The organism is Maribacter sp. BPC-D8 (genome assembly GCF_035207705.1).
Classification (GTDB): Bacteria; Bacteroidota; Bacteroidia; order Flavobacteriales; family Flavobacteriaceae; genus Maribacter.
This window is the reverse complement of sequence record NZ_CP128187.1, coordinates 4,342,707-4,360,526: the sequence shown is the minus strand read 5'-3', so window position 1 is coordinate 4,360,526 and position 17,820 is coordinate 4,342,707. Positions and strand designations below refer to the sequence as shown.

Sequence of the window (17,820 nt, the reverse complement as noted above, 5' to 3'; positions counted from 1 at the left end):
TTTAGAAAAACATTCTATAACAAAATACAATAAAATATTACCACTTTTGAAGCTCAGCTTAAAAAACATTTTAATTGTAGGTTTTAGATTACAAATAATTAGTTTTCTACAATGAATTACAGGTAAATTCTTAGGCTTTTGTAAAAATCAGTGCTCCATAAGCCGGAATATTTATTTTACCCGTCCAGTTTTTAGCGTCTGTGCTTTCTTCAACTACTTCAACACTATCTACTGGTAATTCTGAGAAATCTTTATCGTAGATTTTACTACCTGCATTTATTCTTAACTCAAAAGGCTCGTTTTCGTTTAGACCTATACCATAGTCTTCATACTCTTGATTACTAAAATTCAAAACTACAAGTACTGGTTCTGTGGGATCATTACCATCAAACCGTGTGTAAGCTAATATTTTCGTTTCGTGGTTGCTATGTAAGATTTCTATATGCTGACTTCTTAACCCTTTACCGCCTTCAGTTTCTCCTGTTCTCAACTTAATAATATCGCTGATTAAGTTTTCTATACCCTTGTGCTTTTCTTCTTTTTCCCAATCTAAGCCTTCAGTATCTTGAAAATACTCGTCTTCAATAAACTCTTGCCCTTGAAAAAGCATTGGTATACCTGGCGATGTTAATGTCAATACCATACCCAAAATGGCTCTTTTCTTGGCAAAATCACTTTCTGCATCTCCGGGTTGAATTTCTTCTGGCACCCTCGCTTTACCATTGGCAACCTCATCATGAGATTCGGTATACACTATACGACAAAATGCATCATTACTATACTTAAACTCAAGTGCATCTATAATTTTCTGTAAATCTCTGCTATCGTCGTGGGTGTCTTCAATGACCTCTCTTACTGGGTGTACAAAATTCATATCCCATTGAGAACCGTATGCCAATCCGTTATGATCAACAGGATCGGTAACGCTACTATCACCTTTTAAATCTTCTGCAATGGTTAATACATGAGGATATTTCTCTCTAATTTCTGAATTGATATCCCTTATTAAAACATTGCCTTCTTCAATTTCGGTGTCATAACCCAAACCACCACCTTCGTAACGTATGTATGAAGTAGCATCCATTCGTAAACCGTCACAATGATACTTTTCGATCCACATCATCGCATTGTCACGCAAGTATTGACGTACTTCTTCTCTACCATAATCTGGTCTGGTATCGCCCCATGGGGTTTCGCTTCTATGATCATTGTAGAAATAAATTCCGCCTTTATCATTTTCGCTCCAGCCATCGAACTGCCATAAATCTACATCTGACGGACCGAAATGATTATAAACAACATCCATTATTACCGCGATTCCCTTTTTATGTGCTTCATTGACCAGCTTTGCGAAAGCATCTGGACCACCATAATCTTGTTCTATTGCAAACGGGTGAGCAGGATTGTAACCCCAAGATATTCCACCTGCAAACTCAGCCACAGGTAATAATTCTATACAGTTTATGCCTAAGTTCTTAAGATAATCAAGTTTGGCAATTACATCTTCGAAAGTACCAACAGCATCTGGCGAAGAACGATTAAAAGTACCTACGTGAAGTTCATAAATTACAAGCTCGTTCCAGCTTGGCATTTTAAAATCTTCATCCTCCCAGTTGAAATCTAATGTTCTTATTATAGAATTACCGTTGCTATTTGTCACCTCATAGGCATACGGATCATTTCTCGATAAAAGCTTACCGTTATATGCTATAAAGAATTTATATTCATCACCTTCTGATGCTCGCTCCGTACTTACAGACCAATACCCATTATTCTCTGCTTCGAGAACAATCTCATTTTCAGACCAATTATTAAAGCTACCGCCAACGAAGACTTTCTCTGCATTCGGAGCCCATATTCTAAAGGTTACAGCACTATCATTTATGACAGCACCCATACCTGCCGATTTTGTTATTGTAGTATTCATGAGTCAAAAGTAGAATCGAATTCGCCCATATAATATCCTTAAAAGAATATGCTTTAACTCAATAAAGTTTTCTTTTAAATAAAATCAATAAAATCGATTTAAGTCATCTATTTATATGAATTGCAATGACATAACAATTTAACCTAATCATTATAGTTGAATAGATTTCTAGAACTTCGGATAAAAAGATGGGTTGTATTTACTGCTTTTTAGGAAGCACAATTGTAAAAACCGATCCTTTATTTAACTCACCTGCAGCACTAATGACCCCAGCGTGATTTTGTACAATTTTCTTTACAATAGCCAAACCTATACCTGTACCTACGTATTCTTGCTTAGAATGTAATCGCTGAAAAACCTCAAATATTTTCTCAGAAAATTGGTCTTCGAACCCAATACCATTATCGGTAATGGTTATTTGAACGTATTCTTTAGTATTCGACAGACTTGAATCAATAGATTTCGCTTTTTTAATTACCTCGGTTTCTATAGTAATTACAGGTGGTACATCTGCCTTCGAATATTTTATAGAGTTCGATAACAGGTTATATATTAATTGGCGGAATTGAAAATGAACTACTTCTAATTGACAAGAGTTTTTTAAGGTAATGGTACCTTCTTTTTTACTTAACTCTTCTCCTAAATCATTTTTAATATCTTCTACTAGGTCTTTTAAATCTATTGTTTCAAAAACCCTTTGCTCTGTATCTGTGCGAGAATATGATAGTAAATCGTTGATAAGCGACTGCATTCTATTGGCTGCAGATTGTATTTTTTCGAACTTAACTTTACCAGAAGTAGATAATTGATCGTACTCATTATCCATCAACACTTCGGCGAACATTTGTATTTTACGTAACGGTTCTTGTAAATCGTGACTAGAGATATATGCAAAAGATTGCAACTCTTTATTCATTTTTTCTAGCTTTAAATTACTAGAAGCCAGTTCTTTTGTACGGTGATTCACTTCGTTTTTTAAATTCTCTTCGTACGATTTCTGCTGCTCAATATTCATAGCTGTACCCAGAAAACCTTTTAAAACTCCATCTTCAAATTTAGGTACCGCAACTATTTTAAACCATTCATAATTATTGTTTTCTGCGTTTTTAACACGATACTCTAACGAAAGTCTTTCTTGTGTTTCTACAGCTCTAGCGAACCCTTCAAAAACAACATCAATATCATCTGGGTGTACAACGTTTTTCCATACCTGTCCTTCAAATTCAGAATAATGAGATAGACCTATAAAATTTAGAAGTTCTTTGTTGGCATATTCTACATTGATGTCAGCATCTGTAATCCATATCCACATTGGTGATAGATTTGCAATATCGCGAAAACGGCGCTCACTTTCTCTCAATCTTCTTTCTGCCATTACGGCTTCGGTAGTATCTGTTACAATCACTAATACTCCAGATACGTTGCCCTTTTCATCTTTAACGGGACTATAACTAAAGGTCCAATAAACATCTTCTATTCTACCGTTCCTATAAATAGGAATCATTAAATTTTCTCTCCAAATAGATTCTCCTTTTTTAGTAACTACACTAAGCATAGGGTAAATATCTTTCCATATTTCTGCCCAGGCTTCAGCTCCGTTTAAACCTAAAATTTTTGGATGCTTACCGTCTACACCTAAAATTGGTCTGTAGGCATCATTATAAAAACCCTTTAAGGTATCTCCCCAAAATAAAAACATCGGAAAAGGAGAATTCAAAATAATATTAACTGTGGTTCGCAAACTCTGCGGCCAGCCTTCTGGCGCACCAAGCGGAGTCAATGACCAATCTTTTTCGCGCATTAGCTTCCCCATCTCGCCACCATCATCAAGAAAATGAAATTCTTTTTTCATAAGAATGCAAATTGAAGTCTCTAAATTAAGGATTAAAACATTGAATACGCGTTTCTAAAATGCAATATCAGTTTAACTCAAATCTGAATTACATTTATAAACTAACGTCTACAAATTAAACAATTTAAAAGGGGGATTTTTAACTCAAAAAAAAAGAATTGCATTCTTATTAATTGCGTGGAGAATTTAAACACCCATCATCGTGTTTTTTAAACAACATCATCAAAATAAATATTTTCAAAAAAGACTCCTTTTCGCTCAAAAAAAAGCAAAAAACCCTTTAAATTAGTCAAACTTATCATAAAACGTCTTATTTTCTTGCATTTTAACGAAATTATAGTATGTTATATTAGAACTTAAAAATAATCTATGCGACAACTAAAGATCACCAAACAAATTACGAACAGAGATTCCATTTCATTAGAAAAATATTTCCAAGAAATCAGTAAAATAGATTTGATCACTGCAGACGAGGAAGTAGAATTGGCAAGAAAAATTCGTAAAGGTGATCAGAAAGCGCTAGACAAATTGGTGAGTGCCAATTTAAGGTTCGTAGTATCTGCCGCTAAGCAATATCAAAATAGAGGACTACGCTTGACCGACCTCATCAACGAAGGTAATTTAGGATTAGTAAAAGCAGCAAAACGTTTTGATGAAACTAGAGGTTTTAAATTTATCTCGTATGCCGTTTGGTGGATCCGCCAATCCATTCTACAGGCACTTTCTAATACTTCGCGTATGATCCGGATACCGCAGAACAAAATCGCGGTAAACAGCAAAATCTATCAGGTATATTCATCTTTAGAACAAGCAAACGAAAGACCACCGAGTGCCGACGAAATCGCATCAGAATTAGATATAAGCGTTTCGAAAGTAAAAACCTCTATTAAGAATTCGGGCAAGTCTATTTCTTTGGATGCTCCTTTTAAAGAAGGGGAATCTTCTTCATTATATAATGTGTTGGAGTCTACAAAACTAAATAGTCCTGATAAAAACATGATGGTAGAATCATTAGAAACGGACATCAATCAAGTGTTGAGAAAAATTCCGGAAAGACAAGGTGATGTTTTACGTCTTTTCTTTGGCTTAGGTAATCAGCCCGCAATGAGTCTTATTGAAATAGGTGAAGTATTTGATGTTACCAGAGAACGGGTACGACAAATAAAAGACAAAGGTATTAAATCTCTTAGACGTACTTCAAATACCGAATTATTACGCGCTTATCTATAATTATTAAATCATCATTTATCATCACTAGGAAAAACCTTTTCCATCATTCATTTTAACCACTTTGCGATAGTATAACATAAGCTTAACAGCTCTAATTAGGAGTTGGTAATGCATATATTATGTTACTGTTTGAAATACCATTACATGAAATTTATTTATATAAAAAGAGAAAGTAATACTAAAGAATTATACAGAACACGTAACGGACTTAAAAAGTCAAAGGTGACCTCAATTACAAAATACTTTATGGGCATACCTATAAAAACCCTGCACACTTACAGGCAAATTTATTACAGGCGTAAAAACAACGCCATTGAAAAAATGTTATTTATCTAATCATACATATTATCCAATAATTAAAATTTAATTAATGAAAATACTAGTAATAGGAGCCGGCAACATGGGATTGACTTATGCAGAAGGCATGTCGAAATCAAAATTACTTAAGAAGAGGAATATAATGGTGCTCGATACTTCTGAAGAAAAGTTAGAAGAACTACGCGAGAATCCGCAATTCGATGCTTTTGATGATTTAAAGAAATGTGCTCCAGAAGCAGATATTATTTTTATTGCAGTAAAACCATATCACGCCGAAAGTGTTTTCTTAAAATTGAATCCGCTTGTGAAACCTGGTCAAATTGTAATTTCGATTATGGCTGGTGTTACTATCGAAACTATTCAGAACCTAACAGGACTCACAAAAATAGTTCGTGCTATGCCAAATCTACCGGCATCTATTGGTAGAGGTTTAACATCGTTTGTTGCTTCTAAAGAAGTAACTAGAATTGAGCTGTTAACCATTGAAAGTTTGTTAGACACTACAGGTAAATCAATTCAAGTAAGTAACGAAAACTTTATTGATGCCTCTACCGGTATTTCTGGTAGCGGACCGGCTTATGTATTTTACTTTATGCAAAGTATGATGGAAGCTGCCCTTAAAATGGGCTTTACACCAAATGTATCTAAAGTTTTGGTTGCACAGACATTTACAGGAGCTATTGAACTTTTCAACCAAAATGAACTATCCCCAAATTCTTGGATGGACAAAGTAGCCAGTAAAGGCGGTACTACTCGTGCAGCTCTTGACTCTATGGAAAACAATAATGTAGGTGAACTTATAAAAGATGCTGCTTTCGCAGCATTTGAACGTGCAGTTGAACTCGGAAAAGAAAAGGTAAATTCAATAGAATAACACAGCATTAATACTACACATCTTAGCGTTGAAGAGGTATAAGAAATACATTTACAATTGCGCTAAATGCTACTTATTAGAATAAAAAATAGCATTTCGACTATTTCATTTTAGATAATTATAAATTTAATATGGAATAGTCAAATTCTATTGTCTCACTTTATGACAATAATTCTTTGATTACATGTTTTTTTGTGCTTTATTTGATAAAGACAACTGAAATTTATCAAATTCACTAATGAAAGGTATCAAAAATAAGAAATTCATTCCCAACCTTTCTTATGATTGTGTGATTTTTGGGTTCAATGGAGTAAATTTAAAAATTCTTATTTTAGAATACCACAACACTAGTTTATTTGCACTTCCGGGGGGATTTATCAAAAAAAATCAGAGTCTACAAGATGCTGTAAACAAAGGCGTAGAAGAACGTACAGGATTAAAAAATGTGTTCTTAGATCAATTTCAAATTTTCGGAAAACCAGAAAGATCTGATCCCGATGCCATGCGACGTATTTTAGTTGCAAATGATAAAAATTTGGAAAAAAATGAATGGATGATGGACCGCTTTATTACTGTGGGTCATTATGCATTAATCAACTACGAAGATGTTAACCCGAAACCTGATCAACTTTCAGATAGTATTGAATGGTACGACATTGATAACGTACCTAAATTAATGATGGATCATAACGAGATTGTAGACAAAGCTCTTGAAGTACTTCGCAATAACATTAGTGAGAAGATAATAGGTATGAATCTTCTACCTCCGAAATTTACCATGAAACAGTTACAACAAGTGTTCGAGGCTATTTTAGACCAAACACTAAGGCGCACTAGTTTTCAACGTAAAATGTTGTCTCTAGATATATTACAACGACATGAAAAGCTTTTTGAGGGTAAAGCCCATAAAGCTCCGTACCTATACAGTTTTAAATAAAATTACATACTTAAACTAACAACAACAATGAACAAATCAACACTTAACAACTTTTTAAAATGTACCGTTCTCGCTGCTTTTATGTTCGGCACATTAACAACCTACGCTCAAAAGAAATTTGGCGGTCTTGCACTTTACACTGTTAGAGACGATATGGGTACCGATGCGAAAGCAACTTTACAAGCCGTATCTGATGCAGGTTATAAAAATATTGAAGCTGCTGGGTACGAAGACGGCAAGTATTATGGTATGACTCCGGCAGATTTTAAAGACTTATTAAAATCTCTAAAATTAAAGCCGATTAGCACACACCAAAGCGCAGTAACTGTTGACAATGCCGATAAGATGATGGCTGATGCAAAGTCTGCAGGCTTCAAATATTTTGTAGTTCCGATTCCGCCAATGGGTATGTTCACCTTCAACCAAGAAGACAGAACAATGGGCATGACGGGTACTGTAGAAGATTTAGCTAAAATTCTAACCACGCTTGGTGAGAAAGCTAACAAAGCTGGATTGAAGTTATTATACCACAATCACGATTTTGAATTCAAAAAAAATGCTGACGGTATTGTGCCGATAGATTACTTGTTAGAAAATGTAGATCCTAAATTATTAAACTTTCAGATGGATTTATTTTGGGTAACCAAAGCAGGTGCCAACCCTATCGCCTATTTCAACAAATACCCAGGTCGATTTAAAATCTGGCATGTAAAAGATATGGATGAGCAAGGTAGATTTGCCCCAGTAGGTAAAGGATCAATTGGCTTTCAAAACATTCTAGCTAATAAAGAGCTTTCAGGCATGAAGTATTACATGGTTGAACAGGATATGACTTTCGACGGATTAAAACCATTAGATGCTATTAAAATTAGTCACGACGGACTAAAAGAAATAGGATTCAAATAATTACTAATACCAAACAACGGAGATAGCCCCGAAGAGATTTTTCTCTTTGGGGTTTTCTTTTTTAGTCCCTTTCTCATTAAACCTTTCATCCCAAACACTGTCTTAGTCACTTATAAAAATATGTACCTATTTTTGCGCAAGCAAAACCAAATTTAAAAAGTGACCACATGAAAATGACTACAAGTTTACGCATGAGAATTATTCACCGCTACCTAGGCTTCTTTTTAGCCGGTATTATGGCGATGTATTCTATTAGCGGCATCATTATGGTATTTAGAAATACAGATTTTCTAAAAAGTGAAAAAATCATAGAAAAACAACTCAAACCAAATTTAAAAGCCGCTGAACTTAGTGGAGCATTGAAAATTAAAGGGGGAGTAAAACCCGAAAAGACAGAAGGTGATGTTGTTTACTTTAAACAAGGCGAGTACAATACTGTAACCGGTATGGCTACCATAAAAAAGATGGAACTCCCTTTTGTCTTAGATAAAATGGAGCACCTGCACAAAGCAACAACAGATAGTCCCGTGTATTGGCTAAACATCTTTTTCGGACTCTCGCTACTCTTTTTCGTAGTGTCTTCTTTTTGGATGTTCATGCCTAAAACCACCATTTTTAAAAAAGGTCTCTATTTCTCACTTGGTGGTATCGTACTAACTATTATTTTGCTTTTCGTGTAATTATATTAAGATAAATTGATATCGAATCCGCTTTGAAGACATTTCTTTAAAGCGGATTTTGTTTTTGATAAACACTGTAACCATTAAAAACCCACCCCTAGCCCCTCCCGAGAGGGGAACGGATACTGACTAGAAATGAATTTTCTAGATTAATCAGACGAGGTAACTATTATGAAAACAAAACTCACAACAAACAACTAACCCGCAAACAAAACGAAATACTCCCCTCTCGGGAAGGGACCAAAGGGGTGGGTTCTCGAGTGCACTATGCAGAAATTAAAAACGCCACTCTCACTATATCTTCTTGAAACTAGTACAAGTTTTACAAATTCCAACTCACAAACAACCCACCCCTAGCCCCTCCCGAGAGGGGAACAGATTCTGACTAGTATTAAACTTTTGGGATAAAATAGATATAGTGACTCTTCTAGAAACTAAACTCCCAACAACTAACAAAACCCTCAACAAAAAGCGTAAACCCTCCCCTCTCGAGAGGGGACCAAAGGGGTGGGTTCTCAGGTGCACTATGCCAAATCTAAAAATACCACCATCACTATATCTTCTTGAAACTAGTACTGGCATTGCAATTTCTAACTCACAAACGACCCACCCCTAGCCCCTCCCTAGAGGGGGACGGATTGTGACTTGAAATAAACTTTTGAGATAAAATAGACGAGGTAACTTTTATTAAAACAAAAACCACAACAGCTAAAAAACTCGCAATCAAAAACGAAATCCTCCCCTCTCGGGAGGGGACCAAAGGGATGGGTACCGCGATAATATTACGCTACTTCTTCAATAAAAACAGCAACGTAAACAACTTATTTTCACTACTTTCATGTAAAATAATCTAACTCAAATAAAGACCATCAAAACCAAACAATTTCAAATGAAAAATCTATTACTACTTCTACTACTATTAACCACTACAACTTCCATTCATGCCCAATCTAAACTGATCAAAGCAGATTCGTACTTAGATGTCAGAACCGGTAAATTAATCTCTCCAGCTAATCTTCTTGTTGAAAACGGAATCATAAAATCTATTAATCCGAAGGCATTACCTGAAGGCACTGAAACTGTTGACCTTACAGGCAAGATATTACTACCCGGACTCATGGATATGCACGTTCATTTAGATGGTGATTTTAAAGGTAATTGGGATTATGTTTATAAAGAAAGTGCAAGCCAAGGTACTATTAGAGCTGTAGTTAATGCCGAAAAAACATTAATGGCTGGTTTTACTACTATTAGAAGTATTGGTCAATTACACATTACACCCGAGCTTATCGATGTTGCCGTTTCTGAGGCTTCTGACAAAGGCATGATTGCCGCACCTAGAATTATTCCATCAGGACATATGATTTCTATTAGTGGCGGTCACGGAGATATTTCTTTAGGATTAGCTGAAGGATTAGTTACTGTCGGTCCTAATGACGGAATTATAAACGGAAAATACGATGCTATTGAAGCGGTAAGATACCAAATAAAGCACGGCGCTAAATTCATTAAAATGCATGCTACTGCTGGTGTTCTTTCTATGGAAGATGCCATTGGCGCACAACAATTAAGCAATGAAGAAATGAAAACCATTGTTGATGAAGCTGCTAGACACCATATAAAAGTAGCTGCCCATGCACATGGCACCGAAGGTATTAAAGAAGCCATTAGAGCCGGTGTGTATTCTATTGAACATGGTTCTATAATAGACGACCAGAGCATACAATTAATGAAAGAAAAGGGAGTGTACTTAGTACCTACCAGAGGGCTCGCTACTATAATTGAACCTATGATAGACAAAATGGATCCTGTTATGGCTGGCAAAGCAAACTATGTAATGCCTATTGCCAAACAAAACCTAACGAAAGCTATTAAAGCAGGCGTCAAAATTGCTTTTGGTACAGATACCCCAATAATACCTCACGGAAAAAATGCCATTGAATTTGCAGCATTGATGGAATGTGGTATGAGCGCCAAAGAAGCTATAAAAACTGCTACTACCAATAGTGCAGAAATGCTCGGACTTACCGATCGAGGAGAACTAAAAGCAGGACTACTAGCTGATATTATTGCTGTAGACACAAACCCAATTAATGATATATCCACTTTAGAAGATGTAAAGTTTGTTATGAAAAACGGAGTCATTTATAAGAATGAAAAGTAAAAATAACGTTGCAGCAAAATAGCCAATCAGTAAAAAAACGAACATCATGAAATCATCACAACACATTTTAATTAGAACACTTCTTTTAGGCATTTTCGTAATATTATTTTCAGGCACTGTAACATATGGCCAAACGAAATCCGAACAGATAGATGAGCTTCTAAAAGAGTATCTAGCCTATACTAAATTCAATGGCTCTGCTCTAGTTGCCAAAGATGGCAAGGTCATTTTTAAAAAGGGATACGGTATGGCGAATATGGAATGGGATATCCCCAACAGCCCCAACACCAAACATCGCCTAGGCTCTGTTACCAAGCAATTTACTGCCATGCTTATTCTACAATTGGCAGCCGAAGGAAAACTAGACTTACAAGCGCCTATAACCACATACTTGCCAGAGTATTCAAAAGAAAATGGAGACAAAATCACCTCCCACCATTTATTAACTCATACTTCTGGAATACCCAACTACACGGCATTTCCTGATTTCTTCAAAAATGTAAGCAGAAACCCATATACTCCTGAAGAGTTTACGGAAACATTTCAAGACATGGAGCTGGAATTTATGCCTGGTGAAATGTTTAATTATAGTAATTCCGGTTATTTTTTATTAGGAGTGCTTATTGAAAAACTATCCGGTAAAACGTATGAAGAAATGCTAGACGAGAAGATATTTTCTCCAATAGGAATGAAGGAATCCGGATTCGATCATTATTCCGACATCCTAAAAAATAGAGCAACAGGTTATGAAAATAGTGGAAACGGATTTATTAATTCCCCTTACCTAGATATGTCTATTCCGTATGCTGCAGGATCGATATACTCCACCGTAGAAGATTTATATCTGTGGGATCAAGCATTATATACCAACAAATTATTATCTCAAAAATATATGGATATGTATTTTAAACCACACATACCTGCATTTGGCAGTTTTCACTATGCCTACGGATGGATGGTAGGTAACGAAGCTCTAGGTAACACAACCGATAGCATTGCGGTAATTACCCATGGTGGTGGTATTAACGGATTCAACACACAAATTTCAAGGCAGCTTTCAGACAAGTCATTGATTGTACTTTTAAATAATACAGGCGGCGCTCCGTTAGGTAAAATCACCCAATCAATACTTGGTATTATAAATGATAAAAGTTATGACCTTCCAAAAACTCCATTGGCATCTAAACTTTTAGAGGTTATAGAAACGAAAGGTATTGATGCAGGGGTTGCGTATTTTAAAAAGAATAAGGACAACAATGATTTCGATGTTAATGAAAATGAGATGAACCAAACAGGATATCAACTATTGGGATCTGACAAAACCAAAGAAGCTATTCAAGTATTTAAACTGATCGTAGAAACGTATCCAAAATCACCTAATGCATATGATAGTTATGCCGAAGCATTAATGATATCAGGTGATAACGAAGGTGCTATTGAGAATTACACTAAAACTGTAGAAATGAATCCTGGTAATCAAAATGCAATAGATATGCTTACAAAATTAGGTGTAGATACCAGTAACTTAACAAAAGAGTTCGAAGTACCAGAAGCCCTATTAGAAAGCTACATAGGTGTCTATGAATTAATGCCCACTTTTAAAATTACGATTACCAAAGAAGGTAATCAATTAAAAGCACAAGCAACAGGGCAGCCAATGTTGGATATTCTTGCCAAATCGAACGATACTTTTTACTTAAAAGAAGTTGCTGCTCAAATTCAATTCATAAAAGATAATAATGGAAATATCGAAAGCTTGACCCTATTTCAAAACGGACAAGAATTAAACGGTAAGAAGGTGGAGTAATATTAGATTATTTCTCCCAACCAATTACCCACCCCTAGCCCCTCCCAAGAGGGGAACAGTTTCTGACTTGTATTAAACTTTTTAGATAAAACAGACGAGGTAATTCTTATTAAAAATCAAAAACCAACAACCTAAAATTTCGCAAACAAAAACGAAATCCTCCCCTCTTGGGAGGGGACCAAAGGGGTGGGTTCTCGAGTGCACTATACTGAAATTAAAAACACCACCCTCACCAAATTCTTCAACCGGAATGTACATTCAACATTCTAACATACAAACAACCCACCCCTAGCCCCTCCCAAGAGGGGAACAGATACTGACTATAAATCAATTTTCTAGATTAATCAGACAAGTTAACTCTTATGGAAACGAAACTCACAACACCACCTAAACTCGCAATCATAAACGAAATCCTCCCCTCTTGGGAGGGGACCAAAGGGGTGGGTTCTCAGGTGCACTATGCAGAAATTAAAAACGCCACTTTTACCAAATTCTTAAATTGGAACATACACTCAACATTCTAACTAATAAACAACCCACCCCAAACCCCTCACGAGAGGGGAACATAAAGTGACTATGATTAAACTTTTTGGATAAAACAGACGAGGTAGTTCTTGTAGAAACGAAACTCACAACAAACAACTAACCCGCGAACAAAACGAAATCCTCCCCTCTTGGGAGGGGATAAAGGGGTGGGTGTCGAGATGATGAAAATTGCAACAAACTAACAATCAAGCTACCCACTCCTAGCTAGAACCTAACAGAAATAGAGTCTGCCTTTAATTAAACTCTAGTATCTTGCAGCAACAAACTAAAACTATGAAACTAAACTTATTGTCTTGTGATGCTCAACGACCAGACAGAAGAGCGATAACAAAATGTATAGCAGAATTATCGTCAAACGTTAGCGATTCGCTTGCTAATGAACTTACAGATATACTTTTAGAAGGTGATGCAGTAGATATTGAAGTAAGCGATAAAAATTCTGGATCAGCTTTAAGAGCTTTGAGAAAGTTAAGTATTGACTATGAAATTATAGAATAAAGAACCCACCCCTAGCCCCTCCCGAGAGGGGAACAGATAGTGACTGTGATTAAAATATATTCAATACCAAATTATTCTTATGAAAATAGAAGTTTCGACTAACTCTAATTTCGCAATCAAAAGCGTACATCTACCCACTTGGGAAGGGATAAAAGGGTGGATTCTACGATGAGAAAAATTATACCATACCACCCATATTTAGTAGACCTAGCTAAAAACTTAAGGAATAACATGACCCTTGGTGAAATTGCGCTTTGGCGAGAAATTAAAAGCAAAAAACTAGGACATAAGTTTAGTAGACAAATACCCATTGACCAATATATAGTTGATTTTTATTGCAAAGACCTCCAACTCGCCATAGAAGTAGATGGCAGTATTCACTTTGAAGAAGGGCATGAAGAAAAAGATAAGCGAAGGCAATCTAAATTAGAGTCATTAGGAGTAATAATGATTAGATTTTCTGATACTGATGTAAAAGATAATCTGACTTTTGTTTTAGAGGAAATTAAAGTAGAAATTAAGAAACTAGAACAATCAAATACCCACCCCTAGCCCCTCCCAAGAGGGGAATAGATTGTGACTTTTTTTAAACTTTTTAGATAAAACAGACGAAATAACTCTTGTAAAAACAAATCTCCCAAGCAGTAACAAACCCACAACCAAAAACGTATTCCTCCCCTTTTGGGAGGGGATTGAGGGGTGGGTGCTACGGTGTACTATGCTGAAATTAAAAACGCAACTCTCACCAAATTCTTCAACTGGAACATGCATTCAACATTCTAACTTACAAACTACCCACCCCTAGCCCCTCCCGAGAGGGGAATAGATTGTGACTTTTTTTAAACTTTTTAGATAAAACAGACGAAGCAACTATTCTAAAAACCAAACTCCCAACAACCCACAACCAAAACGAAAACCTATACTCTTATGAAAGGAATGGATTCTTTTGAGCTTTTCCAATTCAATTTGTATTTCTTAAATTAGTTGCAAACCAATAAACCAGCTATGAAACTATTTGCCATTACTACTATTTTACTATTTTCTTTCCTTTTTACATCTGCCCAAAACACCTTTGACAACTATATAAAAGAAGGAATACAATACCACGATAATGGAGAATATGATAATGCCATTACTGCCTACACTAAAGCACTTGAAATAGATCCAGTATCTACTATTGCCCATTACGAAATGTCGTTGAGCTACTTTTCTAAAGGAGATTATGAAGAAGCGGTTAAATACTCAGATTTCGTTCTAAAGCAAAAGGAAGACCACATGTTAGAAGCCACTCTCACAAAAGGCTCATCCTTAGACATGCTAGGTAAAACAAAAGAATCCATTAAACTTTTTGAAAAAGCAATAAAACAAAAACAAAGTCATTATCTACTTCATTTTAACTTAGGTATAAATTACTACAAGCAAAATGCCCTAGACAAAGCAGAAGAACATTTGATAAAGGCAATTGAATTAAATCCCAATCATTCAAGTAGCCATTTAATACTCTCTTATATTCATAATCAAAAAGGGAATAAAGTTCAAACTTTATTGGCATCTCACTACTTTCTATTCTTAGAACCGAATAGTGAAAGGTCTAAAGAAGCATTTAAGAATTTGCAAAATAATTTTAGTGGTAATGTTACTAAAGACTCTAAAAAACCTAACACTATTAATATTCTGTTGGATATGAATAATGACAAACAATTTGGTGCTGCAGAATTAATGATTTCTATGTTAGAAGCTTCAAAATCAATTGAAGAAAATAAAGACAAGACAGATGAAGAAATGTTCAAAGAAAATACCGAGTCATTCTTTAAAATATTAGGAGAACTCAAGGAGGATAGTAATAAAAATATTTGGTGGACATTCTATGTGCCTTTCTTTTACGATTTAGCAAAAAGCGACCATTTAGAAACCTATTGCCAATACATTAGTCAAATTAAAAATCAGGAATCTTTAAAATGGCTTGCAGTAAACGAAAACAAATTAAGAGAGTTTGACGCCTGGCTTAGAAGAGATTAAATAAACAAAATAATTTTTAAAGTTTTATTGGCTAAGCCCAATATAACCCTATGAAATTACTACAAACGAAGGATGGTCATATTTCTTTAATATTTTAAATCATTAGTTTCATTAAATATTACGTAGTTAAATTGATGATCTCCCTAGCTAATCTGCTTTAATTAGGCTAAATTTTATATCTCAAACTTGATATGAAAATTTTGCATTATGAATACACTGTTAAAGTTACGTTACGACTATCTTACTTTGCCATTCTTATGCATTCTATTGACAACATTCGCTTTCGCCCAAAACAGCGAACCCAATACCACACCATCTTTATTACTTGGTCAAGGAGATCAACTGCCACGAATAAAAAAAGAACTTGCAGCGGGTAATACTGATTTGGTGGCAGCTTTGAAAAAAATCGTTACAGATGCCGATGCCGCACTTGAGCAACCGATTGTCAACGTGGTAGCAGAAGGTGCCTTGCCACCGAGCAGCGATGCGCACGATTACTTTAGCTATAGCCCCTATTGGTGGCCAGATGCTGAAAATCCAAATGGTCCTTACATTTGGCGTGACGGAGTTACAAACCCTGATCGCCGCACCTCTGATGTCTCTAGGCTAGAAGCCATGAACAAGGCAGTAACTTCTCTTGTGCCTGCTTGGTATTTCACTGGCGATGAACGGTACGCAGAACGTGCAGTGCAGCAAATTCGTGCTTGGTATCTAAATCCTGAAACTAAGATGAACCCTAATTTCCGCTATGGTCAAAAACGCCGTGGTCACGACTATAATAGTAGTGGTGGTATTCTAGAATCTAATCGTATGGATTGGGTTGTAGATTGTGCTATTCTGCTTGAGGACTTTTCTGGTTGGACTGATAAAGACAAAACCGACCTGCGTAATTGGTTTGGTGAATTATCTACCTGGATGGTGAAAAGTCCCGAAGGTATCGAAGAAGCTATGCAACCTAACAACCACGGTGCTTGGTATAATCAGCATCTTATTCTCTTTTCTCTCTATGGTGAAAAACCTGAGATTGCACGAACTTATCTTGAGCTTATGCCTGCACGTATTTTTGGACAGGTATTCATCGATGGACGCCAACCCCAAGAACTTATTCGCACTAATGCATTGAGCTATAGTATTTACGGTGCACGTGCGCTAGTAGGTGTTGCCCGACTTGGTCGTCATCTCGATATTGACCTATTTGCCTATCGCAGTACCGAGGGTCGTAGTATTCGACTTGCTATTGATTATATCACTCCTTTTATTCTCGGTAAAAAAGAGTGGCCAGGAGATCAAGTTCGACCTTTAAGTTCTAGTAGGGCTAACGAGTTATACTGGAATGCCGCACTTGGATTTGATGAACATGAATTTGCCGATATTCTAAATAAACTTCCAGGAAACGCCCTGCCATCACCCATTGTGCAGTTACTTGACCCATTGCCTAAAGGCTGGTAAGTGAAGTAGTAGAAAGGGATTTCGTATTTTTAATTGAAGTAACTTCGATATTCATTCATCAATCAAAAAAAATCATCATGAAAAATCTCATTGTCATCACATTACTTCTATTAACTTCCTCTCCGCTTATAGCCCAACAAAACGAATTCATTGACGACTCCATAGAACGCTTAGAAAACTCCCGCAAATATTTATTACTGGTAGCTGATATGATGCCGGAAGAAAAGTATGATTATAAAGCGACGGAAGAGTCCTTGAGTTTTTCAGAAAATTTAATGCATATTGGTTTTGCACTTGACTGGCACAGTCAGTCTCTTATAGGCAACCGAGAAGCACGTGTGTACCAAACCGACACCATTTTTAAACCTGCCAACAAAACAAAAGAAGAAATGATGGCTCGTATAGACCAAACGTTTACCGAAGCCATTGCCCTTTTACAAGATGTTGTACCCGCAGAATTAAATATAGAGCTTGACTATTTTGGATCTACTAGAAGTAAGCGCCAAATTTATATGCTATTGGCAGACCATATTACGCACCACAGGGCACAAATGCTAGTATCTATGCGATTAAACGGATTGGTGCCGCCTAGGTATGTGTTGTATCAATAAAT

Annotated in this window: 15 protein-coding genes; 13 read left to right on the top strand and 2 right to left on the bottom strand. The window is 36.0% G+C overall.

Annotation, left to right across the window (positions count from 1 at the left end; genetic code table 11):
- Positions 1-130: 130 nt before the first annotated feature.
- Complete coding sequence (locus QSV08_RS19155) at positions 131-1,927, bottom strand: alpha-amylase family glycosyl hydrolase (protein ID WP_324025300.1); 1,797 nt, start codon at positions 1,925-1,927, stop codon at positions 131-133.
- 199 nt (positions 1,928-2,126) lie between these two features.
- Entirely contained in the window at positions 2,127-3,779 is a 1,653-nt protein-coding gene (locus tag QSV08_RS19150; RefSeq protein WP_324025299.1) for a sensor histidine kinase, read from the bottom strand.
- A gap of 369 nt (positions 3,780-4,148) precedes the next feature.
- Here QSV08_RS19150 and QSV08_RS19145 point away from each other — a divergent pair, with 369 nt between their 5' ends.
- The 13 genes from QSV08_RS19145 (at position 4,149) to QSV08_RS19085 (ending at position 17,818) form a co-directional block, all read left to right on the top strand.
- Positions 4,149-5,009, top strand: a complete 861-nt coding sequence (locus QSV08_RS19145) for a sigma-70 family RNA polymerase sigma factor (RefSeq protein WP_324025298.1) — start codon at positions 4,149-4,151, stop codon at positions 5,007-5,009.
- A 144-nt stretch (positions 5,010-5,153) separates the two neighbouring features.
- The gene (locus QSV08_RS19140; RefSeq protein WP_073240491.1) at positions 5,154-5,345 is read left to right on the top strand and encodes a hypothetical protein; all 192 of its coding nucleotides are present in this window, start codon (positions 5,154-5,156) and stop codon (positions 5,343-5,345) included.
- Positions 5,346-5,379: 34 nt separating this feature from the next.
- Positions 5,380-6,201 carry a pyrroline-5-carboxylate reductase gene (gene proC, locus QSV08_RS19135; RefSeq protein WP_324025297.1) on the top strand — a complete coding sequence of 274 codons (822 nt, stop codon included), beginning with the start codon at positions 5,380-5,382 and terminating at the stop codon, positions 6,199-6,201.
- Between the two features lie 238 nt (positions 6,202-6,439).
- The gene (locus QSV08_RS19130; RefSeq protein WP_324025296.1) at positions 6,440-7,138 is read left to right on the top strand and encodes an NUDIX hydrolase; all 699 of its coding nucleotides are present in this window, start codon (positions 6,440-6,442) and stop codon (positions 7,136-7,138) included.
- Positions 7,139-7,219: 81 nt separating this feature from the next.
- Positions 7,220-8,044, top strand: coding sequence for a sugar phosphate isomerase/epimerase family protein (locus QSV08_RS19125; protein ID WP_324028395.1), 825 nt, complete (start codon positions 7,220-7,222; stop codon positions 8,042-8,044).
- A 167-nt stretch (positions 8,045-8,211) separates the two neighbouring features.
- Positions 8,212-8,724, top strand: a complete 513-nt coding sequence (locus tag QSV08_RS19120) for a hypothetical protein (RefSeq protein WP_324025295.1) — start codon at positions 8,212-8,214, stop codon at positions 8,722-8,724.
- An 889-nt stretch (positions 8,725-9,613) separates the two neighbouring features.
- Entirely contained in the window at positions 9,614-10,888 is a 1,275-nt protein-coding gene (locus tag QSV08_RS19115) for a metal-dependent hydrolase family protein (RefSeq protein ID WP_324025294.1), read from the top strand.
- A 46-nt stretch (positions 10,889-10,934) separates the two neighbouring features.
- Positions 10,935-12,695 (top strand): serine hydrolase, encoded by a 1,761-nt coding sequence (locus tag QSV08_RS19110; RefSeq protein ID WP_324025293.1) that lies wholly within the window; start codon positions 10,935-10,937, stop codon positions 12,693-12,695.
- 819 nt (positions 12,696-13,514) lie between these two features.
- Positions 13,515-13,739 carry a hypothetical protein gene (locus tag QSV08_RS19105; protein WP_324025292.1) on the top strand — a complete coding sequence of 75 codons (225 nt, stop codon included), beginning with the start codon at positions 13,515-13,517 and terminating at the stop codon, positions 13,737-13,739.
- A gap of 168 nt (positions 13,740-13,907) precedes the next feature.
- Positions 13,908-14,291 (top strand): endonuclease domain-containing protein, encoded by a 384-nt coding sequence (locus QSV08_RS19100; RefSeq protein WP_324025291.1) that lies wholly within the window; start codon positions 13,908-13,910, stop codon positions 14,289-14,291.
- Positions 14,292-14,744: 453 nt separating this feature from the next.
- On the top strand, positions 14,745-15,758 hold the full coding sequence (locus tag QSV08_RS19095; protein WP_324025290.1) for a tetratricopeptide repeat protein: 1,014 nt from the start codon (positions 14,745-14,747) through the stop codon (positions 15,756-15,758).
- A 207-nt stretch (positions 15,759-15,965) separates the two neighbouring features.
- Positions 15,966-17,207, top strand: a complete 1,242-nt coding sequence (locus QSV08_RS19090) for an alginate lyase family protein (protein ID WP_324025289.1) — start codon at positions 15,966-15,968, stop codon at positions 17,205-17,207.
- A 77-nt stretch (positions 17,208-17,284) separates the two neighbouring features.
- A complete protein-coding gene (locus QSV08_RS19085) occupies positions 17,285-17,818 on the top strand; it encodes a DinB family protein (RefSeq protein ID WP_324025288.1) in 534 nt (177 codons plus the stop codon).
- Positions 17,819-17,820 lie beyond the last annotated feature (2 nt).